General features: G+C 59.1%; 25 protein-coding genes. 18 read left to right on the top strand and 7 right to left on the bottom strand.

The window, feature by feature from the left end; translation table 11 throughout:
* Positions 1 to 235 precede the first annotated feature (235 nt).
* A complete protein-coding gene (locus HMPREF3130_RS06615; protein ID WP_016422949.1) occupies positions 236 to 1,657 on the top strand; it encodes an MFS transporter in 1,422 nt (473 codons plus the stop codon).
* 105 nt (positions 1,658 to 1,762) lie between these two features.
* On the opposite strand, the gene HMPREF3130_RS06620 is transcribed toward HMPREF3130_RS06615, so the two are convergent.
* Positions 1,763 to 2,386: an arsenate-mycothiol transferase ArsC gene (locus HMPREF3130_RS06620; protein ID WP_016422948.1), complete on the bottom strand. Its 624-nt coding sequence runs from the start codon at positions 2,384 to 2,386 to the stop codon at positions 1,763 to 1,765.
* Between the two features lie 189 nt (positions 2,387 to 2,575).
* Between HMPREF3130_RS06620 and hisH the strand changes: the two genes are divergently transcribed.
* The 12 genes from hisH (at position 2,576) to pyk (ending at position 14,050) form a co-directional block, all read left to right on the top strand.
* Entirely contained in the window at positions 2,576 to 3,274 is a 699-nt protein-coding gene (gene hisH / locus HMPREF3130_RS06625) for an imidazole glycerol phosphate synthase subunit HisH (RefSeq protein WP_049193971.1), read from the top strand.
* A 148-nt stretch (positions 3,275 to 3,422) separates the two neighbouring features.
* Positions 3,423 to 4,157 (top strand): bifunctional 1-(5-phosphoribosyl)-5-((5-phosphoribosylamino)methylideneamino)imidazole-4-carboxamide isomerase/phosphoribosylanthranilate isomerase PriA, encoded by a 735-nt coding sequence (priA, locus tag HMPREF3130_RS06630; RefSeq protein ID WP_016422946.1) that lies wholly within the window; start codon positions 3,423 to 3,425, stop codon positions 4,155 to 4,157.
* 103 nt (positions 4,158 to 4,260) lie between these two features.
* Complete coding sequence (locus HMPREF3130_RS06635) at positions 4,261 to 5,073, top strand: inositol monophosphatase family protein (protein WP_048734639.1); 813 nt, start codon at positions 4,261 to 4,263, stop codon at positions 5,071 to 5,073.
* 83 nt (positions 5,074 to 5,156) lie between these two features.
* A complete protein-coding gene (hisF, locus tag HMPREF3130_RS06640; RefSeq protein ID WP_070429588.1) occupies positions 5,157 to 5,933 on the top strand; it encodes an imidazole glycerol phosphate synthase subunit HisF in 777 nt (258 codons plus the stop codon).
* 71 nt (positions 5,934 to 6,004) lie between these two features.
* Positions 6,005 to 6,328 carry a phosphoribosyl-AMP cyclohydrolase gene (gene hisI / locus HMPREF3130_RS06645; RefSeq protein ID WP_172954653.1) on the top strand — a complete coding sequence of 108 codons (324 nt, stop codon included), beginning with the start codon at positions 6,005 to 6,007 and terminating at the stop codon, positions 6,326 to 6,328.
* Positions 6,329 to 6,439: 111 nt separating this feature from the next.
* Positions 6,440 to 7,984 (top strand): anthranilate synthase component I, encoded by a 1,545-nt coding sequence (locus HMPREF3130_RS06650; protein WP_048734630.1) that lies wholly within the window; start codon positions 6,440 to 6,442, stop codon positions 7,982 to 7,984.
* 7 nt (positions 7,985 to 7,991) lie between these two features.
* A complete protein-coding gene (locus HMPREF3130_RS06655) occupies positions 7,992 to 8,642 on the top strand; it encodes a TIGR02234 family membrane protein (protein WP_049182100.1) in 651 nt (216 codons plus the stop codon).
* Positions 8,643 to 8,646: 4 nt separating this feature from the next.
* The gene (trpC, locus tag HMPREF3130_RS06660) at positions 8,647 to 9,453 is read left to right on the top strand and encodes an indole-3-glycerol phosphate synthase TrpC (RefSeq protein ID WP_016422942.1); all 807 of its coding nucleotides are present in this window, start codon (positions 8,647 to 8,649) and stop codon (positions 9,451 to 9,453) included.
* Positions 9,454 to 9,654: 201 nt separating this feature from the next.
* The gene (gene trpB / locus HMPREF3130_RS06665) at positions 9,655 to 10,890 is read left to right on the top strand and encodes a tryptophan synthase subunit beta (RefSeq protein ID WP_050773595.1); all 1,236 of its coding nucleotides are present in this window, start codon (positions 9,655 to 9,657) and stop codon (positions 10,888 to 10,890) included.
* On the top strand, positions 10,891 to 11,670 hold the full coding sequence (gene trpA, locus HMPREF3130_RS06670) for a tryptophan synthase subunit alpha (protein WP_070429589.1): 780 nt from the start codon (positions 10,891 to 10,893) through the stop codon (positions 11,668 to 11,670).
* 7 nt (positions 11,671 to 11,677) lie between these two features.
* Positions 11,678 to 12,601 (top strand): prolipoprotein diacylglyceryl transferase, encoded by a 924-nt coding sequence (lgt, locus tag HMPREF3130_RS06675; protein ID WP_049170326.1) that lies wholly within the window; start codon positions 11,678 to 11,680, stop codon positions 12,599 to 12,601.
* 33 nt (positions 12,602 to 12,634) lie between these two features.
* On the top strand, positions 12,635 to 14,050 hold the full coding sequence (gene pyk / locus HMPREF3130_RS06680; protein ID WP_016422938.1) for a pyruvate kinase: 1,416 nt from the start codon (positions 12,635 to 12,637) through the stop codon (positions 14,048 to 14,050).
* Between the two features lie 140 nt (positions 14,051 to 14,190).
* On the opposite strand, the gene HMPREF3130_RS06685 is transcribed toward pyk, so the two are convergent.
* Both HMPREF3130_RS06685 and HMPREF3130_RS06690 read right to left on the bottom strand, forming a co-directional pair.
* Entirely contained in the window at positions 14,191 to 15,468 is a 1,278-nt protein-coding gene (locus HMPREF3130_RS06685; RefSeq protein WP_070429590.1) for an amidohydrolase, read from the bottom strand.
* Positions 15,469 to 15,511: 43 nt separating this feature from the next.
* Positions 15,512 to 16,861: a DUF4921 family protein gene (locus HMPREF3130_RS06690; RefSeq protein ID WP_070429591.1), complete on the bottom strand. Its 1,350-nt coding sequence runs from the start codon at positions 16,859 to 16,861 to the stop codon at positions 15,512 to 15,514.
* A gap of 110 nt (positions 16,862 to 16,971) precedes the next feature.
* On the opposite strand from HMPREF3130_RS06690, the gene HMPREF3130_RS06695 reads away from it, so the two are divergent.
* From HMPREF3130_RS06695 to HMPREF3130_RS06705, 3 genes are all read left to right on the top strand, one after another.
* Complete coding sequence (locus tag HMPREF3130_RS06695) at positions 16,972 to 17,355, top strand: hypothetical protein (RefSeq protein ID WP_042388759.1); 384 nt, start codon at positions 16,972 to 16,974, stop codon at positions 17,353 to 17,355.
* Positions 17,356 to 17,610: 255 nt separating this feature from the next.
* A complete protein-coding gene (gene gdhA / locus HMPREF3130_RS06700) occupies positions 17,611 to 18,954 on the top strand; it encodes an NADP-specific glutamate dehydrogenase (protein WP_016422934.1) in 1,344 nt (447 codons plus the stop codon).
* A gap of 85 nt (positions 18,955 to 19,039) precedes the next feature.
* Positions 19,040 to 19,801 carry a sulfite exporter TauE/SafE family protein gene (locus tag HMPREF3130_RS06705; RefSeq protein WP_042388756.1) on the top strand — a complete coding sequence of 254 codons (762 nt, stop codon included), beginning with the start codon at positions 19,040 to 19,042 and terminating at the stop codon, positions 19,799 to 19,801.
* Positions 19,802 to 19,809: 8 nt separating this feature from the next.
* Here the strand turns inward: HMPREF3130_RS06705 and ehuA are convergent, their stop codons facing one another.
* The 4 genes from ehuA to HMPREF3130_RS06725 all read right to left on the bottom strand — a co-directional run bounded on the left by ehuA (position 19,810) and on the right by HMPREF3130_RS06725 (position 23,904).
* The gene (gene ehuA / locus HMPREF3130_RS06710) at positions 19,810 to 20,583 is read right to left on the bottom strand and encodes an ectoine/hydroxyectoine ABC transporter ATP-binding protein EhuA (protein ID WP_016422932.1); all 774 of its coding nucleotides are present in this window, start codon (positions 20,581 to 20,583) and stop codon (positions 19,810 to 19,812) included.
* The gene (locus tag HMPREF3130_RS06715) at positions 20,584 to 21,564 is read right to left on the bottom strand and encodes an amino acid ABC transporter permease (RefSeq protein ID WP_016422931.1); all 981 of its coding nucleotides are present in this window, start codon (positions 21,562 to 21,564) and stop codon (positions 20,584 to 20,586) included.
* Complete coding sequence (locus HMPREF3130_RS06720) at positions 21,565 to 22,458, bottom strand: ABC transporter substrate-binding protein (RefSeq protein ID WP_016422930.1); 894 nt, start codon at positions 22,456 to 22,458, stop codon at positions 21,565 to 21,567.
* 126 nt (positions 22,459 to 22,584) lie between these two features.
* Complete coding sequence (locus HMPREF3130_RS06725; protein WP_016422929.1) at positions 22,585 to 23,904, bottom strand: NAD(P)-dependent malic enzyme; 1,320 nt, start codon at positions 23,902 to 23,904, stop codon at positions 22,585 to 22,587.
* A 757-nt stretch (positions 23,905 to 24,661) separates the two neighbouring features.
* Here HMPREF3130_RS06725 and HMPREF3130_RS06730 point away from each other — a divergent pair.
* A complete protein-coding gene (locus tag HMPREF3130_RS06730) occupies positions 24,662 to 25,420 on the top strand; it encodes an Ltp family lipoprotein (protein WP_080969583.1) in 759 nt (252 codons plus the stop codon).
* A gap of 148 nt (positions 25,421 to 25,568) precedes the next feature.
* Positions 25,569 to 25,778, top strand: coding sequence for a hypothetical protein (locus tag HMPREF3130_RS06735; protein WP_049190013.1), 210 nt, complete (start codon positions 25,569 to 25,571; stop codon positions 25,776 to 25,778).
* Positions 25,779 to 26,075 lie beyond the last annotated feature (297 nt).

The raw sequence follows: 26,075 nt of genomic DNA on the forward strand, positions 1-26,075 counted from the left end.
AGCTGGCATTTTAGGGGAATCGATGGTAACAACGTCTGTAGACGTGCTTTTAGCGCAGGTGTCTACCGCATCGACGCTGAGCACTTATTTTTTGTTCATTGTCGCTGGTCTGCTGGTGGGCGGAACATGGTCACTCTATAAATCCGGATCGAGGGTCGGAACAATTGTCCTTGGTCTCTTATCTGTGATCGCGCTCGCCGGCGCAATTTTGTGGTTGATAGGAGTGATGGAGTAAATGGCGTCCCGGGTGATGGACCGCAGGCAGTTGGACGAACTGGACAGCATGTGGAAAGCGCCCGGACTAGTACCTACGCTAGTCGCCGTGATGGCCGCCTTCGGTGGCTGGTCACTCCTCATGCCTGTCATTCCGCAGGCAATTCTTGACGATGGCGGTGGAACCTCGCTCGCCGGTGCCTACACCGGTGTTTTTATGGCCGCTACCGTTCTCACACAGACGCAGACTCCACGTATGTGTCGCCGTCTTGGCTACGGCATGACCATGCTGATTTCAGGTCTGTTTCTGGGCTTGCCGACGATTCTGCACATCTTTGGCACCGATGCTGCTTTGGTGCTCATCATTGCGGTTCTCCGCGGTATGGGCTTCGGTGCGTTGACTGTCGCCGAGTCCGCATTGATTGCCGAGCTAGTGCCAATGAAATTTCTGGGTAAGGCCTCTGGCGTTCTCGGTGTGGCAGTTGGTTTATCTGAGCTCATTTTCTTGCCACTAGGACTAATCATTGCGGACAAGACGGGTTCTTACACCCCTGTTTATGTCCTGGGCGCCGTCATCTCGCTTGTCGGTTCGTTGATGGCACTCTTTATCCCGAAGATTAAGCCAGCGCCGAAGGAGGGCAAGGGCGGCAAGGAAGACGTCGGCGATCCTGTGCCCGGATCTGCAGCAACTCAGCCGAGCCCCGTTGAGCACGTTGCCACATGGAAGCTGGTGGCCATTCCCGCGCTCGCAATTTGCACGATTGCGATGGGCTTTGGTGGTATTTCCGCATTCCTTGCCCCGGCAGCTCGCGAAATCGATCTGGTCTCCGGTGCGGTTGTGGCTGGCCTGTCGCTGTCTGTTCTCGGTGGCGCGCAGATGGTGTTCCGTTATTTCGCAGGAATCTACGCCGACCGGAAGTCGGAGGCTGGAATTCTGCTGATTCCGGCATTGATCAGTGGTTTTATTGGTCTGCTGATGATGTCCGGCGTGGTTCTCTTTGATTTGTCGGCCTGGCTGCTGCTGGTTGCGGCCGTTTTCTACGGCGCGGGCTTCGGCATAGTGCAAAATGAGGCTCTGCTGCTGATGTTTGCCCGCCTGCCGCGTGACCGTACTGCTGAGGCCAGTGCCTTCTGGAACATGTCCTTTGACTCGGGCACTGGTATCGGCTCGTTCGTTCTGGGAGCCGTAGCCGCGGCTGCACTCCGTCCGTACCCGGCTGTCTTTGCCTTTGCGGCAGCTCTGCTGGCAGTTGGCCTCATTGGTGCGGTGCTCGACCGAATCATCGGAAAGCACCGCGTGGCGGAGTACCAGAACACCCGCGCTACGCTGCGTCGTCTGGGGGATGCCGTGAAGCGTCGTACGCCGGAGGCCGCTGTGCGTGTTGCCCGCCCGGCAAAGAATGCAGTGACGCGTTTGACGGTTCGGGACCGCAAGAAGAAGTAACTACATACAAAGAGACGTTTGAAAAAGAGTGGCTGCGCAAGTTCTTGCGCAGCCACTCTTTTGGTTATTAGATGCAACCCCCGGTGTGGGGTCAGCCGTGCCTGTTTATGCGACGGCGACGTCCATCTCGGTGAAGAGAGCCCGCAGGCGGGTTTCGATATCGTCGATAAGCGACTGCAGCTCATCGTCTGTGAGACTGTCCGGATCTGCGACATCCCATTCCACGTAGCGGTCGCCGGGGACTGCTGGTGTCTCGTCGATGCCCATGAGCACGACAACATCGGCGCGGTGGGAAACGCGGGGAGTAATCGCCTTTTGGGTGAGGCGTGAGGTGTCCACGCCACGGTCGTGAAGAGCCGCGACGACGCGAGGGTTCAGGCCATCCTCTGGATTGAGGCCGATAGTGCGGATAAAGACTTCGTCACCAACCAGGTGGTAGGCCAGGGCAGTGGCAATCTGGCTACGGCCGGAACCGCGACTATCGGCAAAGAGAATCTCTTGGCGCGGGGCGAAGTCCTTGCATCCGCTCGCGGCCTTGATGCGTTCGGTGGCCTCGCGTTCGGCGAGGACGGGGAGGAAGTTAGTCACCTTCGCAGAGTTGGACAGCTCTGCAATGACATCGTCGAGGATGGAATCGATGGTCGCAGCATCGCAGGCTGCACCGTAGAGCCGGTGAAGGTCCTCGCGGACAATGGCAAATGATTTACTAAGAACGGATGCGGTAGTCATGGCGTCGGAGCCTCTCTGTGAAAAAGTAATCAGGGGTATTAGGGATAAATCAATAACTTAGTTAACCTGTTGTTAACCTTGAGTTTACCAAAGTATTCGGTAGTTGTATACCAGTGCTTCTGCCTATCCAGGCAGTTTTCTTGGGGTAAGTGGCAAACATCGATTCCCAGCGCCTTAAAATGTCCAACTATGGAACAAGTCTCACCTTCGACGAAGACCCCGACCGTTGCCATCCTTGATTACGGCTCCGGTAATTTGCGTTCAGCTGAGCGCGCTGTGGCCACCACGGGTGCCGAGGTTATTGTGACCGCCGATCCGAAGACCGTGATGGAGGCCGATGGTCTGCTCGTTCCCGGCGTCGGCGCCTATGCCGCATGCATGGAGGGTTTGCATCGAGTACAAGGGCCGCGCCTGATCGGCTCTCGACTCGCAGGTGGTCGACCAGTGATGGGAATCTGCGTCGGTATGCAGGTGCTCTTTGACCGCGGCGTCGAGTACGCCGACGGCATCCACGCAGCGGAGACCGACGCATCCGCAGCTGTCACCGGCACCCCGGGTTGTGGTGAATGGCCCGGTACTGTCGAGCGTCTCGAGGCGTCGATTCTGCCGCACATGGGCTGGAACACGGTTGAAGTACCGGAAGGCTCAAAGATGTTTAAGGGACTGGAGGGTCAGCGTTTTTACTTCGTCCACTCCTACGGTGTGCGCAAGTGGGACCTTAATACGGATTCTCGCATCGCTCCGCCGCTGGTGACGTGGTCTGCCCACGAATCCGATCGGTTTATCGCAGCCGTGGAGAACGGTCCGCTGTGGGCCACGCAGTTCCACCCTGAGAAGTCTGGTGAAGCAGGGTTGAAGCTGCTGCAGAACTGGGTGGACACGCTGTAGTTGCCCAATCGGTAGTATCTGCCCTAACCGCACTACCTGGTAGGTGACGGAGTTTCGCCACCTAGACCACCTATACTGAGATAACTAGCAACAAGCATCGTGGTGACAATCGCCACAACGCCCAAAAGTCGAAGAGAGTAGAGCCCCCATGAGTTTGACCCTGCTGCCCGCTGTAGACGTAGCCGATGGCCAGGCTGTGCGCCTTGTTCAGGGTGCTGCTGGAACCGAGACTTCCTATGGTGCACCGCTGGAAGCTGCCATGAATTGGCAGAACGCAGGCGCTGAGTGGATCCACCTGGTCGACCTCGATGCCGCGTTCGGTCGCGGTTCGAACTACGACCTGCTTGCCGACGTGGTGGGCAAGCTCGACGTGAAGGTGGAGCTCTCCGGCGGTATCCGTGACAACGCTTCGCTCGAGGCTGCGCTGGCCACCGGCTGTGCCCGCGTCAATATTGGCACCGCCGCACTGGAGAATCCGGAGTGGTGCCGCGAGGTTATCGCCAACTACGGCGACCGTGTAGCCATTGGTCTGGATGTTCTTAACGAAGAGGGGCAGTGGCGCCTGCGTGGCCGCGGCTGGGTCTCCGACGGCGGTGACCTCTGGGAGGTGCTGGAGCGCCTGGATGCTCAGGGTGCATCCCGTTTCGTGGTGACTGACGTCTCCAAGGACGGCACCCTGCAGGGGCCGAATGTGGAACTGCTGCGCGAGGTCGCCGCTGCTACCGATGCTCCAATCGTCGCTTCCGGTGGTGTCAGCAGCCTGGACGACATTGCAGCTATTGCCACACTGGTCGATGAGGGCGTTGACTCCGCAATTGTGGGTAAGGCGCTCTACGCAGGGCGTTTCACCCTGGAAGAGGCCCTGGCAGTAGCTCGCGGCTAAAGAGAACACTTTCGTGGCCGAGCCGGGGAGACGTCGTCAAGCGAAAGCGTTAACGAGCAAACGGCACCCCGGCTGAGACGGCGGATGAAGGACTTAGAAAAGTATGGATGCCCTGGAACCGCGGGCGATGCTCGCTATTGCTGAAGCGGCGCTCGATGAGGTTGAAGGCCTGTTCACTCAGCAGGTGGGCGCGGACCCGGTTGTCATGAAGCCGCGCGGAGATTTCGCGACGGAGACCGACCTGGAAATTGAGCGTCGTCTGCGCCAGCTCCTCACGCAGTATTCTGGCCTGCCCGTCTACGGCGAAGAATTCGGTGGCAAAGTCCCCGAGGAACATACCGCCTGGGTCATCGATCCGATTGACGGCACCACGAACTATTCCAACGGCTTTCCGCTGTGTGCCATGCTGCTCACACTCATGCATGAGGGGGAGCCGGTGGTTGGTATTACCTCCATGCCTCTGCTACGCCGGCGTATTACCGCAGCTAAAGGTAGCGGCACGTTCGTCAACGGCCGTCGCGTCAACATCGACGCCGAGGCCGGCCGCCCGGTTTCGATTGCCTTCGGGTCCGTCATCGCGAGTACCGACGGCACACTCCCGCGCAAGTGGCGCCAACTGCTGCTGTCAAAGGTGGGCGAACGCTATCCGACGATCCGAATTACTGGCTCTGTCGGAGTGGACTTGGGTTCCACCGCGATGGGGGCATTCGGCGGCACCGTGACTTTCTCACCGCATGTGTGGGATAACGCAGCTGGTGTACTTCAGATTTCCGAAGCTGGTGGCGTGGTCACAGACTTGGCGGGCAATCCTTGGCGGCATGATTCCGTAGGCGTGCTGGCGGGAACTCGCGATGTTCATGCCACGCTGCGGTCGATTATTGACCAACTGGGTCGTCCGGAGACTTTCCGGAGCTAAACCGTGGGCGACGTCCCGAGCTGGGTGGTTGCGCAAACCGTCGAGCCACAGCTTTGAGCTAACACGAGGAGAACTTAAAAACTATGTCTCTGGCAGTACGCGTGATTCCTTGCCTGGATGTCAACAATGGGCGGGTCGTCAAGGGGGTTAACTTTGAGAATCTCCGTGATGCCGGCGATCCGGTGGAGCTGGCTCGCCGCTATGGCGAGGAGGGCGCTGATGAGCTGACCTTCCTGGATGTCACGGCTTCCAAGGATGGCCGTGGCACCATGCTCGACGTGGTGCGTCGCACCGCAAGTGAGGTCTTCATTCCGCTGACGGTCGGCGGTGGTGTGCGCAGCGTCGAGGATGTCGACCAACTGCTTCGCGCCGGAGCCGACAAGGTCAGTGTCAATACCGCTGCGATTGCACGTCCGGAACTGCTCAGCGAGCTGTCGCGCCGCTTCGGTGCGCAGTGTGTCGTCCTGTCGGTGGATGCCCGCCGCGTTCCCGAGGGAGGCACGCCGCAGCCGTCGGGCTTCGAGGTGACGACGCACGGTGGTTCACGCTCGGCCGGGATTGACGCCGTCGAGTGGGCACGCCGTGGCGAGGAGCTCGGGGTCGGCGAGATTCTGCTGAACTCCATGGATGGCGACGGCACCAAGGATGGCTTCGACCTGGAGCTGCTGGAGAGAGTCCGCGCTGCCGTCGACGTCCCGGTGATCGCCTCTGGCGGTGCGGGCAAGGCAGAGCACTTCCCCCCGGCAGTGCGCGCCGGTGCCAACGCGGTTTTGGCCGCATCCATTTTCCACTTCGGCGAGGTCAGCATTGCTGAGGTTAAGGAAGAGATGGCCCGCGAGGGGATCGAGGTGCGCCAGTGACTGGTCTAGCCCCGGGCGCTGCAGCTCACGGCGCCGGAGACGATCCGCGTGAGTACACGCTCCCAGCAGATATCGCGAACATCGCCAAGTTCAACGCTGACGGCTTGATTCCGGCCATTGTGCAGGAAGAATCCACTGGTCGCGTGCTCATGATGGCATGGATGGATTCCCACGCGCTGGCGTACACCATCGCTACCAAGCGCGGCACTTACTGGTCGCGCTCCCGGTCCGAGTACTGGATTAAGGGGCTTACTAGTGGCCATTTCCAGACCGTGACATCGCTGGCGTTGGACTGTGATGGCGATACCGTGCTGATGCAGGTAGTGCAGGACGGCGCGGCATGCCACACTGGCTCGCATAGCTGCTTTGACGTGCATCCCGTGTTCGAGGGCTAATCAGTCGATCCGGGTTGCCGAGGTGGGGATTTCGTCGTCAAGCGCGCCCACCTCCGGTGAAGTCCGGGGTTAAGTGATGTGCAATCCGGGGTGCGTGGCACAATAGCGGCTATGACTCGTATCACCATGACCACGCGTGAGCGCTTTCGTGAACTGGCTGCACACCATCGGGTCGTGCCCGTGGTTCGCAAGGTTTTGGCGGACGGCGAAACGGCGCTGTCGGCCTACCGTAAGCTCGCGGCCGATCGTCCCGGCACTTTCTTGCTGGAGTCCTCCGATGTGGGGCAGTCGTGGTCGCGCTGGTCATTTATCGGTTGCGGCAGTCGTGCTGCGCTGACGGTGGATGATGCGGGGGAGGCAACCTGGATTGGCAATGCGCCGTCGGGTGCGCCAGAGGGCGGAAATCCGTTGGATGCTCTGCGTCGCACGCTGGAGCTGCTGCACACGGAGCTTCCGCTTGCCGACGATGCCTCGGTACCCAAGCTCACCTCTGGTCTCGTTGGCTACTTCGGGCATGACATTGTCCGCTACATCGAGCCACAGCTGCCGGATACCACTGACAATGATTTGCAGATTCCTGAGCTCATGCAGTTGCTGGTGGAGGACCTGGCTGCTTTTGACCACCACGAGGGCGTGCTGTGGCTGATTTCTAATGCAGTGAACTGGGACGGCTCGGATGAGCGGATTGACCAGGCGTATGACACCGCCTGTGATCGGGTCAATGCGATGGTGGAGCGGCTGTCGGGGTCCTCTGATCTGCGTCCGGCGGAAATTAGCTTCCCAGAGCCGGTGATTCGTCGCCAGCGCGCCGCCGACGACCACATGGATCGTATTGAGCGTTGCAAGGACCACATCCGAGCTGGTGATGCGTTCCAGATTGTGCTCTCGCAGCGGTTCGAGATGGACACGCAGGCGTCAGCATTTGATATCTACCGCATCCTGCGGGTTTCCAATCCGTCGCCCTACATGTTCCTGGTCAACGTTCCAACCAAGGACTTCTCCGCTACCGCTTTTCAAATTGTCGGTTCCTCCCCGGAATCACTCGTGGCAGTTCAGGGCAGTGAGGTCATCACCAATCCCATCGCGGGCACACGTCCGCGCGGTGCCACGGTGGAGCAGGACAATGCGCTGGAAGCTGATTTGCTGGCAGACGAGAAGGAAAATAGTGAGCATCTGATGCTCGTTGATCTTGGCCGCAATGACCTCGGACGTGTCTGCCGCCCAGGCAGTGTTGTTGTGCACGACTTCCGTCATATTGAGCGCTACAGTCACGTTATGCATCTGGTCTCTACGGTCACCGGCGAGCTTTCCAGCGACGCCACTGCCGTCGACGCGTTCGCGGCCACCTTCCCAGCGGGAACGCTGTCGGGTGCGCCGAAGCCTTCCGCGCTGAGCATTATCGACAAGCTCGAAGACACGCGTCGGGGTGTTTACGGCGGCACTGTTGGATACTTTGACTTCCGGGGCAATACCGATCAGGCAATTGCCATCCGCACAGGTGTGAAGAAGGGCGATACGGTCTATGTTCAGGCTGGCGGCGGAATTGTCAGTGACTCTGACCCGGTGGCAGAGGATGAGGAGACCCGCAACAAGGCCGCGGCCGTGCTGCGAGCTGTCGCGGCAGCTGAGACACTAGTCCCAGCGGAAAGGAGCTAGGTTTTCGATGAAGTCGACAACGATGCTCTCCGGTGGCCTCATTGGTGTGGCCGCAGCGGGAATGTGGTTGTGCAGCCGTAGTGCGTGGCTGACGGTCGATACTGTTGATGACAAGTCCGGTCCAGCGACCACAGATTTGGTGGGCGCAGTCTGGGCTCCAGAGTTGACGTCGATTGCGCTGGCAATGGTGGCTGCACTGTTTGCCACCACCATTTTGGGCTCACTGGGGCGCCGTATCGTCGGTGGCCTCGCGGCGCTGCTCGCAGTTGCGGCGTCGTGGACTCCGATGACTCTGCTTGCCAGCGGAGAAGACGGGGTGGATTCCCAGCGGGCACTGGATTTGTTGACGTCGGGAAGCGCCTCACAACGCGCCAGTGATGCGGTGACTGTGGCAGACTGGGCGCAGATCTCAGCGATTGAAGTGCATGCGATGGGGCCATCCCTGGCCTTGCTGTGCTGCGCATTGGCGCTGGTCGGGGCGGTATTGTTGGTGCGTCGACCGGGTACTGTGAAGAAGCAGAAGTCCAGCGCGTATGAGACCCCGGAGGTACGCCGTCAGCGTATCGCCGAGGACCTGGAGGAAGACCCACAGTCGGGTCGAGTTCTGTGGGATGCTTTGGATGCCGGTGTAGATCCTACGGATCTGGATAAGGAGTAAGGCCGTGGCTAACGTTCTGGACAAGATTATTGAGGGCGTGCGGGAAGATCTCGCTGCTCGGGAAGCCAAGATTTCCTACGGTGAAATCAAGGAGCTCTCGCTGAAGGCGCCGTCGCCGATTGATGCCGTGGCGGCACTGGCTAAGCCCGGGGTGCAGGTGATTGCAGAGGTCAAGCGTGCCTCTCCGTCGAAGGGAGAGCTGGCTGACATCCCTTCGCCGGAGGTCTTGGCGGCAGAGTACGAGCAGGGTGGCGCGGCTGTCATTTCCTGTCTGACTGAGGAGCGCCGCTTCCGCGGTTCGCTCGCCGACCTCGATGCCGTGCGCCGCGCGGTCAACATTCCAGTGCTGCGCAAGGATTTCATCGTCACTCCGTACCAGGTCCATGAGGCCCGCGCACACGGTGCCGACCTGGTGCTGCTGATGTGCTCCGCTTTGGATCAGCCGACGCTGGAATCCCTGCTGGATCGCACCGAGTCGCTTGGCATGAACGCTCTGGTTGAGGCGCACACCGAAGAAGAGGTCGAGCGCGCCGAGGCCGCTGGTGCCAAGATCCTCGGCATCAACGCCCGCAATCTAAAGACCCTCGACGTGGATCTCTCCGTGTACGAACGCCTTGCGCCGATGTTGCCGGATCATGTTGTGAAGGTGGCAGAGTCCGGTGTCAAGGGGCCGGAGGAACTGCGCTACTACGCCTCCCACGGCGCCGACGCGGTACTGGTGGGCGAGGGCCTGGTTACCGCGGGCAAGCCGGGTGAGGCTTGCCGACGTCTCGTTGCCGCCGGTGTCCACCCGACACTCCGCAGCGAGTAGTGATAGACCGCAGTTGCGATAAGCAGCTGTACCGCGCTGCGATCTGCGCCTAGTTTGGTTGCGTGTCGCACCTGTTGTGCTGGCACGCCACAGTTTCTTAGGCCTTATGTCCCCGCAACGGGTGGGGATAGTCCACAATAGATAACTGTGAGTGACCAAGATTTCAAGAATCATGATGCCCGCGGTGACCGCCTGCCCACGATGGGTGAGGTTATCGCGGAGACAACGAACCACGAGTCAGATGCCATTGGGCACTGGGGTAAGTGGGGCGGCCAGTTTGTGCCGGAGGCGCTGATGGCCGTTATCGGTGAGGTCACCGATGGCTACGCGAAGGCCCGCGTTGATCAGGATTTTCTCGATGAGCTCGACCGGCTGCAGCGTACTTATGTCGGACGTCCCTCGCCGCTGTACTACGCGGAGAAGTTTTCCGCTGATATCGGCGCTGACGTCTGGCTAAAGCGCGAGGATTTGAATCACACCGGTAGCCACAAGATTAATAACGTCTTGGGTCAGGTTCTGCTTGCTAAGCGCATGGGTAAGAAGAACATTATTGCCGAGACCGGTGCCGGCCAGCACGGTGTCGCAACCGCGACTGCCTGTGCGCTGCTCGGCCTTAACTGCCGTATCTACATGGGCAAGGTCGACGCAATCCGCCAGCGCCTTAATATCGCTCGCATGCGTTTGCTTGGTGCCGAGGTTATCGAGGTCGAGATTGGCTCGAAGACTCTCAAGGACGCGATCAATGAGGCCATGCGTTTTTGGGTTTCACACGCCGATGACACCTACTACTGCTTCGGCACTGCAGCCGGCCCGCACCCGTTCCCAACAATGGTGCGCGACTTCCAGCGCATCATCAGCGCCGAGGCACGCCAGCAGATCCTCGCGGAAACCGGCTCGCTTCCCGACGCTGTCGTGGCCTGTGTCGGCGGCGGTTCTAATGCGATCGGCGCGTTCCACCACTTCATCGATGATGAATCGGTTCGACTGATTGGCGCTGAAGCTGGCGGTGACGGTGTTGAGACCGGTCGCCATGCAGCACCGATTTCGGCCGCCGGTAATCCGGGTGTGTTCCAGGGCTCCTTCGCCGCCCTGATGCAGAACGAGGACGGTCAGATTACAGAGTCTCATTCGATTTCCGCCGGTCTGGATTACCCGGGCGTGGGCCCGGAGCACTCGTACCTGGCCGATATTGATCGCGCGTCCTACCTGCCGGTGACCGATACCCAGGCGATGCAGGCATTCCAGGACCTGACTCGGATGGAGGGCATCCTGCCCGCTATCGAGTCCGCACATGCGGTGGCTGCCGCCCGACTCATCAGCGGTGATCTGAATGAAGAGCTGGGCCGTAAGCCGCTGATTATTGTCAATGTTTCCGGTCGCGGTGACAAGGATGTCGACACCGCTGCTAAGTGGTTTGATCTGATGGAGGAGTCCTAAATGAGTCTGAGTGACGTCTTTGACAAGGTCCGTGAGGAAAACCGCGCAGCATTTATCGGCTACTACCCAGCGGGTTTCCCGACCACCGATAAGTCGATTGAGAACATCAAGGCGATTGTCGACGCTGGCGCCGACATCATCGAGGTTGGCCTGCCTTTCTCCGACCCGATGATGGATGGCCCAACCATTCAGGATGCCGCCAACGTGGCTCTGGATGCGGGCTTCCGCACCCGTGAGATTATGCGCGTGGTCCGCGAAGTCACCGAGCACGGCGGTACCTGTGTGGTTATGAGCTACTGGAACCCGATTCTCCAGTATGGTCCGGAGCGTTTCGCCGAGGACTTGGCCGCCGCTGGTGGTCGTGGCACCATTATCCCGGATCTCATCCCGGAGGAGGCCGGCCAATGGCAGCGTGCAGCTGAGGCCAATGGTCTGTCCAACATCATGTTGGTGGCCCCGTCATCGACCAACGAGCGTCTGCAGCTAACTGCCACTGCGTCGACCGGCTTCGTCTACGCCACCAGCCACATGGGTGTCACAGGTGCCCAGGCCAGCGTCGACTCGGCCGCAGGCAAGTTGGTTGCCCGCACGCGCGAGGTCACCGATACACCGGTGTGCGTCGGTTTGGGGGTCTCCAATGGAGAACAGGCCGCGGAGATTGCCGAGTTTGCAGATGGCGTAATCGTTGGCTCGGCACTGATCAAGGCCGCGATGAAGAGCACCGATGACCTGGTAACGCTCGCCCGTGAACTCGCCGCGGGCGTACGAGGAGAGAGCTAGCGCATTTATGAGTTCCACCCTTGTTCTCGCTGAGACTGCAACCACGTATCTGGCCAACATTCCCTCTCCGCCGCAGGGGGTGTGGCAGTTAGGACCGCTACCACTGCGCGGTTACGCGATTTCCATCTTGGTTGGCGTACTCGTCGGCATTTACTGGATGCAGCGCCGCTACGCGGCCAGGGGTGGAGACCCGGAGTTAGTCCTCGACATTGCCATTGCGGTTATTCCTGCGGGCATTATCGGCGGCCGTCTCTACCACGTCGCCACCGACTGGGAGAAGTACTTCGGCCCCGGCGCCAATCCCGCCGATGCACTGAAAATCACCAATGGTGGTCTCGGCATCTGGGGCGCGGTGGCGCTGGGAGTGCTAGCCGCGTGGGCGGTTGCTAAGTGGCGGAAGGTGCCGTTTGCGCCAGTTCTTGACGCGGCCGCACCCGCAATCATCCTTGGACAGGCCATTGGGCGTCTGGGCAATTGGTTCAACCAGGAACTCTACGGTGGCCCAACGTCACTTCCGTGGGGTCTGGAAATTTACCAACGAGTTGATGAGTTTGGTCGGGTTACCCCTGTCACCGGAACGTCGACAGGCGAAGTGCTGGCCGTGGTGCATCCAACGTTTCTCTACGAGATGGTGTGGAACGTCCTCGCCTGTCTGGTCATTGTGTGGGCGGACCGAAAGTTCAAGATGGGCGGCGGGCGCGTCTTTGCGCTCTATGTCGCGGCCTACACTTTGGGGCGTTTCTTCATTGAACTCATGCGCGTCGATGACGCAACGCTGATATTCGGTGTGCGTATTAATAACATCACGTCGCTCGTGGTCTTTTTCTGCGCTGTCATTGCTTTGTGGATTCTGCGGGCCAAGAGCCGCGAAACCGCAGCTGAAGTCAGGGGAGAGCGCGAGGCTGCTGAAGCTCACAGTGCTTCCAACTGACGCATAGCCCGTTAAGGGACTAGGCTGGAGGCCGTGCTTAGACGAACGAAGATTGTATGTACCCTCGGTCCAGCAGTTGCTTCGCTGGAGGGGATTACCGGGCTGGTCAACGCCGGCATGGATGTTGCCCGCCTGAATTTCTCTCACGGTGAGCATGAGGACCACGCTCAGAACTACCACTGGGTGCGTGAAGCATCCGACGCTACGGGACATGCCGTCGGTATTCTCGCCGACTTGCAGGGACCAAAGATTCGCCTCGGTCGTTTTAAGGAAGGCTCGACGTATTGGGCTGACGGCGAGATTGTCCGCATCACCGTCGACGATGTCGAAGGCACGCACGACCGCGTCTCCACCACGTACAAGAATCTCGCTGACGATGCCCGTCCGGGCGATCGCCTGCTTGTCGACGATGGCAAGGTGGGCCTGGAGTGCATCGAGGTAGATGGCAACGATGTGGTGTGCCGTGTCATCGAGGGCGGTCCGGTCTCGAACAACAAGGGTGTTTCCCTGCCGGGGATGAACATCTCGGTGCCGGCTCTGTCGGAGAAGGATATCGCCGACCTGCGCTTCGCTCTGAAGCTGGGAGTCGACTTCATCGCGCTGTCCTTCGTCCGTTCGCCTTCCGACGTCGAACTGGTCCATGCGGTCATGGATGAGGTTGGCCGTCGTGTCCCGATTATCGCCAAGCTGGAGAAGCCAGAGGCAGTCGAGTCTCTCGAGGCCATCATCCTGGCTTTCGATGCCGTGATGGTCGCCCGTGGTGACCTTGGTGTTGAGGTGCCGTTGGAAGATGTTCCGCTGGTTCAGAAGCGCGCTATTCAGATTGCCCGCGAGAACGCCAAGCCGGTCATCGTCGCCACCCAGATGCTCGACTCCATGATTTCGAACTCGCGCCCGACTCGTGCGGAGGCCTCCGACGTGGCCAACGCTGTGCTCGATGGCGCAGATGCCGTGATGCTCTCGGGTGAGACCTCGGTTGGTAAGTACCCGCAGTCCACGGTTAAGACCATGGCTCGCATCGTCACCGCCGCTGAGCGCGAGGGGGAAGTTCCTGCGCTGACCCACATGCCTCGCACGAAGCGTGGTGTGATTTCCTACGCAGCTCGCGATATCGGTGAGCGCTTGAATGCCCGCGCTATGGTTGCTTTCACCACCTCGGGTGATACCGCTCGCCGTGTGGCACGCTTGCACTCTCGCCTGCCGCTGCTGGTATTCACTCCGAATCAGCAGGTTCGTTCGCAGCTTGCGCTGACGTGGGGTGCGGAGACCTTCTTGGTGCGCGAGGTTAACAGCACGGATGAGATCATGCAGGTCATCGATGAGCAGCTCTTGACCATGGAAAACTACAACGCTGGCGACACGCTGGTCGTTGTTGCTGGTACCCCTCCAGGAAATGAGGGCAATACCAATATGATTCATGTCCACGTCATTGGTGAGGACGCACGCTAGCTCTCTGGCGCGTTTGAAAAAGCCGGTAAGTCCTTTTGGGGCTTACCGGCTTTTTGTAAGAGCCTTTCGACCTGGGCTGTTGGGCTGTTCGGTGAGGATCTTTGCGCGGTGCGCGGTGGAATGCGGCCGGCAAACGACCCTTACTTTGCCAAGTAGGACAGCACGGCGGCAGCGGCGGCAGAAGTTGCGGAGGTAGCCGTCGGCTTGAAATCCGGGAGGAATGTCGGCATGTGGTTCGACGGTACGTCTTCGACCACGCGGTCGGCAGCAACGGCGGCTTCCCACGTATCCCGAGGTGTGGCGCCAACGGTCCAGTAGACATATGGGCAGTTCAGTCCACGCGGCAGGTCTGAGAAGTCCTCCGATGCGGTCCACGGCACAGCGTCGGTGGAATCGTCGCCGAGCACAGCGTCCATGACCGGGCGAATCGTGGCAAACGCCTCCGGATCATTGTCAGTGACTTCGCCGTGATCGGAGTACTCAATCACAGGCTCAACCTCAGTGCCGGAAGCCAGGCATTCGCCACGAACAACGCGCTCAATGCCCGCAATGAGCTTCGCGCGCACATCGTTGGAGTAGTAGCGAATGTTCAGCACAATCTTGGCCTGGCCAGGGATTGTGTTATTCGAATTGCCGGACTGCAGCGTGCCGACGGACAAAACACCAAACTCGTGGGGAGGAATCTCGCGCCCTACAATTCCTTGCAAGCGCAGAACGACTGCGGCAGCCAAGTATGTCGGGTCAATGGCGTTGTGCGGCATAGATCCATGTGCGGAGCGACCTGTCAGCGTGATGCTAATGGTGTCACAGCCAGCAAGTGCCGGGCCGGGCATGGTCATTACCTGACCTGCGGGGCCGGGAACAATGTGCTGGCCGAAGCACACATCTGGGGTGGGGATGAGGTCTGCCAGGCCGTCGTCAATCATAGCCTGTGCACCACAGGCTAGTTCCTCGGCGGGCTGGAACAGGGCAATGAAAGTACCCGACCACTCAGACTTAGTTGCTGCCATCAGGCTAGCCAGACCAAGACCGGCCGTCATGTGCATGTCATGGCCACAGGCGTGCATGACGGCGGTGGCAGAACCATCGCGGGCGGTACCGGTGGCAGAGGAAGCGAAATCCACACCTGTTTCCTCGAACACCGGAAGCGCATCGATATCAGCGCGGAACAGCACGGTAGGGCCGGGGCCATTTTCCATGACACCAACGAGGCCGTGACCACCGATTCCCTCATACACCGTGTAAGTGCCCATGTCGCGAAGAGCACCGGCCAGATACGCGGCAGTTTTCTCCTCCGCCTGAGATAGCTCCGGGTGCTGGTGCAGGTAACGGTAGATTTCCCACTGCCTGTCCAATGGCACTCGATGAGTGGCGATGAGGTCGCGAATGCGGCTCAGTCGTGCTTCATTGTTGCTCACCTGGATTAAGACTCCTAACTTCTCTCTACTCTGTGCCAGAGAACTACAGTCGCGACCCGTCTTCGACGAGCGGGTTGTACTTCAGCGAGTTTGGCTGGCACTGGCACTCGGTCGCAATGTGAATGCTGTCCGAAATCTTTCCGGTCTCCCGTAAACGGTACATCTCCGGGACAACGCGGTCGCGCAGATCCCATGGGGAGATGGTGTTCAGATAAATCTTGGTGCCACCTTCAAAACCGGCCAAATTTGAGGTGCGCCACTTAATCATTACGCGCCACGGCATGCGGGCATCCAAATCGACAGGGCGGTGGTGCCATTCCTCGTTACACGGAATGGTGGGCCCGGCAGCGGCATGACATGCGTGAATCAGGTCCGACATTGCGTCTATCTCAGCCCGGGTTTGCAGCCACGGTTCGCAGACATCCGACTTCGAGAAGATCTCCAGCGTCGGGTAGCGGTGTCCGAATCCTGCGAAAGCCACCGCGTGCTCGTTTTCCGCAATAACCAGGTTGTGGCGGGCCGCATAGTCCACTGCGTATTCGTTGTAGATATTCGGGTTCTTGCGCACCGCCTGCACTTCGCGCTTGAGCTGCTCGCCGTGCTCATCGATGGCCACAAGCTGCTTGTGCAAGTGATCGAAGCTTGCGCCTGCCGGTTTCAGCCAGTTTTGGAAAGCGGCCACATAACGCACGTAGCGGTTCCGTCGGTACAGGTCAGCAATCGACTCGACGGTAAACGCAATGAGTGCGCGGTGCTCGGCAACGCTCAATGTGCCAGAAGAAGCCAGCTGGTTATCGTGGGTAGCGGCGTCGACAAAGTGGCGACGGGCAACAATCACATCGTGGCCGCCGGCGAAATAGCTTGGGGCGCGGCGCAGCAATTCCTCGTCGGAAAGCGCGTTGATTTCCTCTTCACTGCGTCCAGCGGCGCGGTATCGCGTGCGAATGATGTTGAGCACGTGCTCGCGGCCCTTCGGGTCATCGAGGTAGGCCTCCATACGTTGCTGAGTTTCGCGGTCGGGCTCGAAGCCATAGTTTTCCGACCAATAGTCATAGGAGACGATCTCGAACAGGTTGGGCACGCGACGGAACTCCGCAGTGGTGTCGAAGAGCTGGTCGGGCAGTACTCCGGTCACCGTGCTGTAGCCGCCGAATACCGATTCGTCGAGGACAACACGGGCCTTCTCAGGCGGGGTTTGCAGCAGGTTGTTCCAGCCAAAGGAGTCGCGGGATCCAAAATCCTCCTCGCTCAATGGCTGCGGATCCGTGTGCTTAATTCCCAACGGCCGATTGCCACGACCTGGGACTGTCCACACCTGGGTACCGGAAAAAGGATTGACTTGCTTCACCGTGCCGTCGGCAAGCGTGATGAGGGGATTGCTGAAAGCCTGCATAAGTCCAACACTACGTCTTTGCTGCCGGTCGGCGCGCCAACGTAGGGGGACAGGGCTTGACGACGGTTAGCTATTGTCTGGCCGTCTCGCGTGGCTTAGCCTGTGAAGTTATGTCGAAGATTGTTTTTCACTGCCTGGTGAAGCCGACCGAATCGGAGGCGCTGGCCGAGGCATTTCGTACCAAGTTGAGTGAGTTTGACCGCGCCGGGCGAATTAGTGACGTGGATGTTTCGGTGGCGTCGGCGGACACGGACGCGCAGTTGGTGGAGCAGTGGGAGCGTGAGAACCCGAAGGAGCCGTTGGGGGATAGGAAGGTATTCCGTTATCTCTTGAGCTTCGATCAGCACGGCGGTTCTCTCAATGAACTCGCTATGGACCTCTCTGAGCTACTGACTCCGCGTGCAGAATTGCCCCCGGACCCAGTGCTGCGTGAGTTCGACGAAATGCTCGAATCTGTTGCGACGTATCCCTGGAATGTTGCCGTATTTAGGTAATATCCTACCTAATTCGTGAAAAGTGTAAGCCTCCACAGAGTCAGTGATTGGCTTGGCCAACGGGTGTAGCGCGAATCGCTACGAGTTTTCCCAGCAATATGCCGTTGTATAATTATGTCCGCTTCAATATCTACAGTTGCCCAGTCCTTGTGCACACAACCTGTGCCACCGAGTTACGGCAACCGGAAAGTGGTTTACAACCGCTGACGGTTTGTTCTTCGTGGGCGCCATAATGGTTTCGCAGAGAGGTTTATTTTGAATATCGAGCAGAAGGTTTCGGGACTCTATGACCAGATTCTCACCCGAAACGCCGGTGAGCCGGAGTTCCACCAGGCAGTGGCAGAAGTTCTGGAGTCGCTGAAGGTCGTCCTGGAAAAGGACCCACACTACGGTGACTACGGCTTGGTTCAGCGTCTGTGTGAGCCGGAGCGTCAGATCATTTTCCGCGTGCCGTGGGTCGATGACCAGGGGAAGGTCCAGGTCAACCGTGGCTTCCGTGTTCAATTCAACTCTGTGCTGGGCCCGTACAAGGGTGGTCTGCGCTTCCACCCGAGCGTGAACCTCGGCATCATTAAGTTCCTGGGCTTCGAGCAGATCTTCAAGAACTCCCTGACCGGCCTGCCGATCGGTGGCGGCAAGGGTGGCTCCGACTTTGATCCGAAGGGCAAGTCCGAGCTAGAAATCATGCGCTTCTGCCAGTCGTTCATGACTGAGCTGCACCGCCACATCGGTGAGTACCGTGACGTCCCGGCCGGTGACATCGGCGTCGGCGGCCGCGAGATTGGCTACCTGTTCGGTCAGTACCGCCGTATGGCCAACCAGCACGAGTCCGGCGTTCTCACCGGTAAGGGCCTGACCTGGGGCGGTTCCCTGGTTCGTACCGAGGCCACCGGTTACGGCTGTGTCTACTTCACTGAAGAGATGATGAAGGCCAACGGTGCTGACATCAACGGTGCCAAGGTCATCGTTTCCGGTTCCGGTAACGTCGCCATCTACGCCATTAAGAAGGCTCAGGAGCTCGGCGCTACCGTCGTCGGTTTCTCTGACTCTTCCGGTTACGTCTCCACCCCGAACGGTGTCGACGTCGAGCTGCTGAAGGAAATCAAGGAAGTTCGTCGTGCTCGCGTCTCCGAGTACGTCGCTGAGGCTGAGGGCGCTGAGTTCCACGAGGGTGGCAACATCTGGGAGCTCAAGGCTGATGTCGCACTGCCGTGTGCAACTCAGAATGAGCTCAATGGCGAGTCCGCCAAGCTGCTGGTCGACAACGGCTGCCGCTTCGTTGCTGAGGGCGCAAACATGCCGTCCACTCCGGAGGCTATCGAGGTCTTCAAGGCCAACGGTGTCCACTTTGCGCCGGGCAAGGCTGCCAATGCCGGTGGTGTTGCTACCTCCGCTCTGGAGATGCAGCAGAACGCTACCCGCGATTCCTGGTCCTTCTCCTACACCGATGAGCGCCTGAAGCGCATCATGACCAACATCTTCAAGAACTGCGAAACCACCGCCGCTGAGTACGATCACGAGGGTAACTACGTGCTCGGTGCCAACATCGCAGGCTTCAAGAAGGTCGCTAACGCAATGCTGGCTCAGGGCGTCATCTAGTCTGCTAACGTTTCCGCTTTACGACGGATCCTCGGCGACCCCGCCCGTCGAAAAGCCAAAAAGCCCACGCTGTAAACTCCCTCCTATGGAGTTATCAGTGTGGGCTTTTGTCTTTATCGTGGCAACGATTTTCATCGGGGCTCTGATGCAGCGAATAGCCGGTATGGGACTCGGACTGTTGGGAGGTCCGGTCCTCTCACTGGTTGCAGGTCCCGTAGCAGGAATTTTGATTATTAACGTGCTCGCATCGGTCAATGCGATCATGCAGACCATCTCGGTGCGAGAGAACGTCGATTGGAAGAAGTTCTGGCTGATTGGCCCGGTGATGGCCTTAGGTGCGCTGCCAGGCGCCTGGGTGGTTCACAACACGCCCAGCGGGCCACTCCAGGTTCTGGTCGGCGGGCTCGTGCTACTCGCGCTGCTAGTGACATCCTTTATGCCTCAGCGCATGCGTGTCGACGGCCCACAATACGCCGTTGCCTCAGGCGTGGCCGGCGGTTTTATGAATACCCTGGCCGGCATTGCGGGCCCAGCCATTACCGTTTACGCACAGGCTTCCCGTTGGCCAGCGCAGACATTTGCAGCCACCCTGCAACCGCTCTTCTTTGTTTCCGGCGCGTTGTCCTTGCTGTTCAAGGAAATCAGCGGTGACGTATCTGTCTTCGCCACCACACCGGTTATCCTCTGGCCGCTGTGTTTGGTTGCCATGATTGTGGGTATATTTTTGGGCACTCGCGTTTCCCGACGAGTGCCCATTGTGCAAGCCCGAAAGCTCGCGGTCATTCTGGCGACTACCGGCGCGGCAGTCACTATGTTTCGCGGAATCTCCGCAACTTTTGGCGCTTAGGCTTGCTGTTACTTCAACAGCGAAGACAGGAAGTTGCGGGTGCGCTCGTGCTGCGGATTACCCAGCACCTCATCCGGGGTGCCTTTCTCCACGACCACCCCGTCAGCCATAAACACGACCTGGTCGGCGACTTCGCGGGCAAAGCCCATCTCGTGCGTCACGACGACCATGGTCATGCCCTTATCGGCCAGACCACGCATGACGTTGAGAACCTCACCGACGAGCTCGGGGTCAAGAGCGGAAGTCGGCTCATCGAAGAGCATTAGCTTCGGCTCCATGGCCAGGGCTCGAGCAATGGCAACACGCTGCTGCTGACCGCCCGAGAGCTGAACAGGGTAGGCATCGGCCTTGTGAGCCAGACCAACAGTCTCCAGCAGCTCCATGGCACGCTTTTCAGCCTGCTCCTGAGAGACGCCCTTTACCAGCACTGGTGCCTCGGTGATATTTCCCAGCACCGTGCGGTGCGGGAACAGGTTGAAGTTCTGGAACACCATGCCGATATCGCGACGCTGACGGGCAGCTTCTGCGGCGGAAATTTCGTAGAGGCTGCCGTTCTTTTCGCGGTAGCCAATCAGGGAACCGTCGACGTAGAGACGGCCGGCATTGACCTTCTCCAGGTGGTTGATGCAGCGCAGCAGTGTGGACTTACCGGAGCCCGAAGGCCCAATGAGGCAGGTAACCGTACCGCGTGGAACTTCCAGGTCGATGCCCTTGAGGACCTCGAGACGGCCGAAGTTCTTCCGAACCTTTTGCGCCTCAACCATCAAATCTTTGGTAGTCATTTACTGCGGATCCTCTCGGTAGAAGTGCTCTTCGTCCTTATCGACAACGCGAGCATTTGCAAGCGGCACACCTTCGGCGTCGGCAAGCGCGGCCAGCTGGCGGGCGGTGAGCTGACGGGTAGCGCCGCGGGCGAAGTAGCGCTCAAGGTAGAACTGTCCGACCATCAGAATTGATGTGATGACCAAGTACCAGGTGGCGGCGACAAGCAGCATCGGCACCGGCAGGAACAGCGCATTGGCGATGTCCGTGGAGCGGCCGTAGAGTTCCAGCGAGAACGGCACTGCGATGACCAGCGAAGTGGTCTTCAGCAGGGAGATGAACTCGTTGCCCGTCGGCGGGATGATGATGCGCATAGCCTGTGGCAAGATGGTGCGGCGGACAGTCTGCCACCAGCTCATACCCAGTGCCTTCGATGCTTCGGTCTGGCCCTCCGGGACAGCCTGGATGCCGGCACGGACAATTTCAGCCATGTATGCGGACTCATTCAAGCCGAGACCGACGAACGCTAACACAAAGGTATTGGACAGGACAGTGCTGAGATCAACCTCGGCAACGCCCAGGTCAATCGTCGAGTAGATAGTGCCGAGGAGGCCCCAAAAGACCAGCTGCACGTAGACCGGAGTTCCTCGGAAAACCCACAGGTAGAACCAAGCAACAGTGGACAGCACGGGGTTGTCCGACATTCGGAGTACGGCGACGATGGCACCGCCGACGATACCGATGAGCATGGCCAGGACCGTTAGTGCAATGGTCCAGCCAGCGGCAGCGGCGATTCGTGTGTCGAACAGGTACTGGAAGTAAACATCCCAGTGGTAGGCCTCGTTGCGGGCGGCACCGATGATGAACCACAGGAAGAGCACAAGCAGCACTGCTGCGGTGATCCAGCGACCCGGGTGCGGCAGCGGTTTGGCCTTAATTTCTTCGTTGAGTTCCGCCTGTGTGGCCTCGTAGCGGGCGCCAGACGCAGATGAGTCGCTCACTTAAAGTTCCTCTCCGTTAATAGTGGCGCGTTCCAAAGCACCGTCTTCCAAACCCCATGTGGTCAGGATTTGCTTGTACTGGCCGTTGTCGATGAGGTACTGCAGCGCCTGCTGGAGTACTGGGCCGAGTTCTGAATCCTTCGGAATAGCGAAGCCGAACGGGGCACCATCGTAGATATCTCCGGCAAGTTCGAGTTTGCCCTCAGAACGATTGACCGCGTAGGCACTGACTGGTGAGTCAGCTGCCAGCGCGTCAGCACGCCCCAGCACCACGGTGGTAGCTGCGGTACCAGCATCCTGGTAGGCCAATTTGTTAATTGGTGGCAAACCGCGATCCAGACAATCCTGATTCTTTACCGGCAGGTCCTCCATGTCAGCGACGGTATTGCGCTGAACAGCGACAGTTTTGCCACAGTAGTTGTCGGAGCTGGCGTCGCTGCCCGGGCGACGTGCCCACTGCAGGCCGGTATCCAGGTAGTCGACGAAGTCGTAGGTCTTGCGGCGCTCCTCGTTTGAGGTGAAGCCGGAGGCACCAACATCAACTGCGCCGGCCGACAGGGCCGGCAGAATCAGTGCGAAATCCTGTTCTTGGATTTCCAGCCGCAGATCCAGGACGCTGGCCATGGCCCGCATGAGGTCAATGTCGAATCCGATGATGGAACCGGCGGAATCCTTAAACTCTGCCGGGGCGAATGTTGGGTTGGTGCCGATGCGCAATACTTCGCGCTTACGAAGATCTGCTGGGACCTGTTTCGCCAGTTCGGGGACCGCTGCCGGTTTGATCTCTGACCAGCCCTCGGGGTTACCGCTTTCGTCATTGGTGACGCAGCCTGTAAGCCCTAAGAACAAGGTCGCAGTCAGCGTGGCAGCCGCCAATGCGATGGGTCTTTTCATATCTGAATATGTTACCTAGGCACAGGAATACCTTAAATTCGGTACCCCTATTCAGCTGCGTCTTAGGCTGGTGCAGGAAAACCGCACACTTTTCAGACTTCCCGGGGAATAGTCAGCGCCGGTTTTCTAGTTCGCTTCAGCTGCAGCAAAGCCATTGCCAGTGACGTCGAGCGGGCCGACCGCGCCGGAGGCCGGGTCGCTCAGCGCAGCATCGCGGACAGCCTTCGCCACGGCCGGCATGACGCGCGAATCCAGCGCCGACGGGATAATGCGGTCGGCACTCAGGTCTTCTACGCCAACATTTGCAATGGCCTGAGTAGCAGCCAGCTTCATGGCCTCGGTGATCCGTTTGGCACCCGCCTCCAGTGCGCCACGGAACAGACCCGGGAAGGCCAGCACATTATTAATCTGGTTCGGATGATCCGAGCGGCCAGTGGCCACGACGGCTCCGTACTTGCGGGCGACTTCCATCGGAATCTCCGGAATCGGGTTGGCCAGCGAGAACAGAATCGGGTCAGCGGCCATTTGGCTAATCGCATCCTCGCCGATACGGCCGGCAGAGACGCCGATGAACACGTTAGCGTCGACAAGCGCATCGTTGATCGAGCCGGTGATACCGCGTGGGTTAGTCATGCCGGCGACCCACTGCTTGATGTCGCTCAGTGGCTCGCGGTCCGGGTGGATGATGCCGCGCGAATCGACGACGACGATGTCGGACACGCCAGCGGACAGCAGCATCTTCGTCGCAGCGACACCAGCGGCACCAGCGCCGGAGATGACCACGCGGAGATCCTGGAAGCTGCGACCTGTCAGCTTGCAGGCGTTGATCAGGCCGGCGGCGATGACGATGGCGGTGCCGTGCTGGTCGTCGTGGAAGATGGGGATGTCGAGCTCTTGGTCGAGACGCTGCTCGATCTCGAAGCAGCGAGGCGCGGAGATGTCTTCGAGGTTCACTCCGCCAAACGACGGCGCCAGCGCCTTGACCGTCTGGATGATTTCCTCTGTATTGAGGGTATCCAGGACGATTGGCACAGCGGAGATGCCGGCGAACTGCTCGAAGAGCTGGGCTTTTCCTTCCATCACCGGTAGCGCGGCCTTGGGCCCGATGTCGCCAAGGCCAAGCACGGCGGTGCCGTCGGAAACCACTGCGACGTTCTGGCCGGTCCAGGTGTAGGTGCGGGCCAGAGCCGGATCTTCGTGGATGGCCTCACAGACGCGAGCGACACCTGGGGTGTAGCCGATGGAGAGGTCGCGAATTGTCTCGAGCTTCATGGTGGAGTGGGAGCGGAGCTTGCCGCCTCGGTGTGCCTCAAAGATTTCCGCATCGGTGATGGTCGACGGATCTGTGGGGGCGGTGTCCTCCGGTACTGCGTGAAGTGGCGTCTTAGCGGAGTTCGCGTTCGCAGTGTGGGCGGAGGAGCTAGAGGGGGAATTCGCAGCAGGCATGATGACAGTCCAAAACGTGTTGAGTACTGAGTACTTTGTACTTTGAGAAAACTCGACCGCGGCGTGAGCTGCTGGTGGGCAGTGCGTAAAGCCGGGAGCAAAGCTTGGCAGGTGATACGTAGTGGTGTGCGTAAAAACTAAACCAGTCTTGCTATACGGGATTGGTATCTCATTATATGGACAGTGGGGTGGAAAATAAAATCTTTGCGGTTGGGGGAGCGGGGATTTGGGAAGTGTCGTGGGGCTGGCGGCCGCGGGCGTGATGCCGGAACCCCGGCTTTTGCCGAGTTCGACGAGTCCTGCCATGGCATCGTTTGTGTTAAGGGCTACTCAGCTGCGTCGTTTGTGATGAAGGTGTGCATCGAGCTTGCTCGGAAGCATCTTTGTTAGGAAGTGCCTTCGGTGGGGTGTCTATGTGCTGTCGGGTTCCATATGGGCGGCTGTCGTTGGAGGGGCTCCATGCTTTGGCCGCTTTTGGCCTTCTATTGGTTTGGAAAATGTTGGCGATATTATTTGCCGATATTGAGTAAGCGCTGGCCGGGGTTGAAGGTTAGTTTTTAAAGAGATTAACCAGTTCCAAGCCCTGTTCTATGGGGTAGAGGCCTGGTTTTTTCTTACCTTCAGTGGTGCCTTATGGTTCGCGAATCGAAAATATTTGTGTAGTGCGGAAAGTTGAATCCGGAGTTCCTGGGATAGTTCCAACTGACGACAGAGAGCTGTTCGTTTATTGCAACTTCTACGCAGGAGGCTTCTTACGATGTCCGATTCCACTTTCCCCCAGAACCCGCAGAGTCCACAGAACCCGTATGGCTCCCAGAATCCGTACGGCTCCCAGAATCCGCAGGATTCGCTGGGGCAGCAGTCCTACCAGCACAGCCCGCAGGATCCGCTCGGCCAGCAGCCCTACCCGCAGGGTCCGTCGGCAGCGGGGCAGATGCCTCCGGCTCCGAAAGAAAAGAAGAAGGGTGGCTGCTTCAAATGGGGTGGTATTGCCGCGGGCGCTGTCGTGGTCCTCGCTGTGGCGGCCAGCTTGACTGGTGGCGGTGACACTGAGTCGGGTTCCGATTCTGAAGCTGCATCTCTCTTTGGTTCGGAGACTGCCGTTGCGGCTGATTCTGGGACTGTTGAGAATGCCGATTTCGCTGAGTCTTCCGAGGCAGGTGTAGATGAGCAGCAAGGTCAGACGGGGGAGCAGCAAAAGCAGGATGAGAAGGTCCCGACCGAATACAAGAATGCTCTCCGCAAGGCAGAGATTTACGCGAATCGCATGCACATGTCGAAGGCCGGTATTTATGATCAGCTGACCTCGGAGTACGGCGAGAAGTTCTCACCGGAGGCAGCCCAGTATGCAATGGACAATCTCGATGCGGACTGGAATAAGAACGCACTGGAAAAGGCGAGAATCTACCAGGATTCGATGGCGATGTCCCCGGATGCGGTTTACGAGCAGCTGACGTCGGAATACGGCGAGCAGTTTACTCCGGAGGAAGCTCAGTACGCGGTGGATAACCTGTAGCAGCGGGCTTCGTTTGTTGATGACGCCAATTGGCCAGAGTCCAGTTGGATGCCTGCTGCAAAAGAACGGCTTCCGCTTCACCAGAATGCATTTGCTGCACACTGAACGGCTGCTGGTGAAGCGGAAACCGTCTCGGCAGTTTTAATGCGTGACCGGGCAGTTGAGCGAGTGTCTGCAGCACAACTTCGGCGCGGTACAATTCGTGCCGTTTATCAACCGCGCCCGCATCGGCGACCGCGGCGGCAAATCAGAAGTAACCGCGACACTGCGCCGCTACGCAGTCGCAGCACCTATCTTGCAGAAGACATCGCTGAGTTTCGAGTCTCCATCACAGAAGAGCAGCGGCAAGCTTTGTTGAGCGGGATTTCCGAGTACTCCGATGGCGATGAAGAAGTTTTCAGAGCGTATGCTCGCCTGTTGAAATCATCGGACTCAAAAGCCATGGAGTAGCCACATTCGCGGGGTGCGAGTCCCCGCCATGGCACTGCCCCGTTCACTCAATCGATAGTGGCGGGGTTTTCTTATGCCCAAAAACAGATTCACCCAGGAGTTAACGCAGGATTCAACGTGCAATAAGTGGCTCTTTTTTGGCTCATTTTTGGCGCAAAATACCCGTGAAAGTACGTGAAAGTGCGTGAAAAAGAGTGAAAGATAG

The sequence above is a fragment of the Corynebacterium sp. HMSC14B06 genome, assembly GCF_001807075.1.
Lineage (GTDB): Bacteria > Actinomycetota > Actinomycetes > Mycobacteriales > Mycobacteriaceae > Corynebacterium > Corynebacterium jeikeium_D.

Coding starts and splice junctions, on each gene's coding strand:
- HMPREF3130_RS06615 (WP_016422949.1), top strand. CDS start 236: ATGGCGTCCCGGGTGATGGACCGCAGGCAGTTGGACGAACTGGACAGC.
- HMPREF3130_RS06620 (WP_016422948.1), bottom strand. CDS start 2,386: ATGACTACCGCATCCGTTCTTAGTAAATCATTTGCCATTGTCCGCGAG.
- hisH (WP_049193971.1), top strand. CDS start 2,576: ATGGAACAAGTCTCACCTTCGACGAAGACCCCGACCGTTGCCATCCTT.
- priA (WP_016422946.1), top strand. CDS start 3,423: ATGAGTTTGACCCTGCTGCCCGCTGTAGACGTAGCCGATGGCCAGGCT.
- HMPREF3130_RS06635 (WP_048734639.1), top strand. CDS start 4,261: ATGGATGCCCTGGAACCGCGGGCGATGCTCGCTATTGCTGAAGCGGCG.
- hisF (WP_070429588.1), top strand. CDS start 5,157: ATGTCTCTGGCAGTACGCGTGATTCCTTGCCTGGATGTCAACAATGGG.
- HMPREF3130_RS06650 (WP_048734630.1), top strand. CDS start 6,440: ATGACTCGTATCACCATGACCACGCGTGAGCGCTTTCGTGAACTGGCT.
- HMPREF3130_RS06655 (WP_049182100.1), top strand. CDS start 7,992: ATGAAGTCGACAACGATGCTCTCCGGTGGCCTCATTGGTGTGGCCGCA.
- trpB (WP_050773595.1), top strand. CDS start 9,655: ATGGGTGAGGTTATCGCGGAGACAACGAACCACGAGTCAGATGCCATT.
- trpA (WP_070429589.1), top strand. CDS start 10,891: ATGAGTCTGAGTGACGTCTTTGACAAGGTCCGTGAGGAAAACCGCGCA.
- lgt (WP_049170326.1), top strand. CDS start 11,678: ATGAGTTCCACCCTTGTTCTCGCTGAGACTGCAACCACGTATCTGGCC.
- HMPREF3130_RS06690 (WP_070429591.1), bottom strand. CDS start 16,861: ATGCAGGCTTTCAGCAATCCCCTCATCACGCTTGCCGACGGCACGGTG.
- HMPREF3130_RS06695 (WP_042388759.1), top strand. CDS start 16,972: ATGTCGAAGATTGTTTTTCACTGCCTGGTGAAGCCGACCGAATCGGAG.
- HMPREF3130_RS06705 (WP_042388756.1), top strand. CDS start 19,040: ATGGAGTTATCAGTGTGGGCTTTTGTCTTTATCGTGGCAACGATTTTC.
- ehuA (WP_016422932.1), bottom strand. CDS start 20,583: ATGACTACCAAAGATTTGATGGTTGAGGCGCAAAAGGTTCGGAAGAAC.
- HMPREF3130_RS06720 (WP_016422930.1), bottom strand. CDS start 22,458: ATGAAAAGACCCATCGCATTGGCGGCTGCCACGCTGACTGCGACCTTG.
- HMPREF3130_RS06725 (WP_016422929.1), bottom strand. CDS start 23,904: ATGCCTGCTGCGAATTCCCCCTCTAGCTCCTCCGCCCACACTGCGAAC.
- HMPREF3130_RS06730 (WP_080969583.1), top strand. CDS start 24,662: ATGTCCGATTCCACTTTCCCCCAGAACCCGCAGAGTCCACAGAACCCG.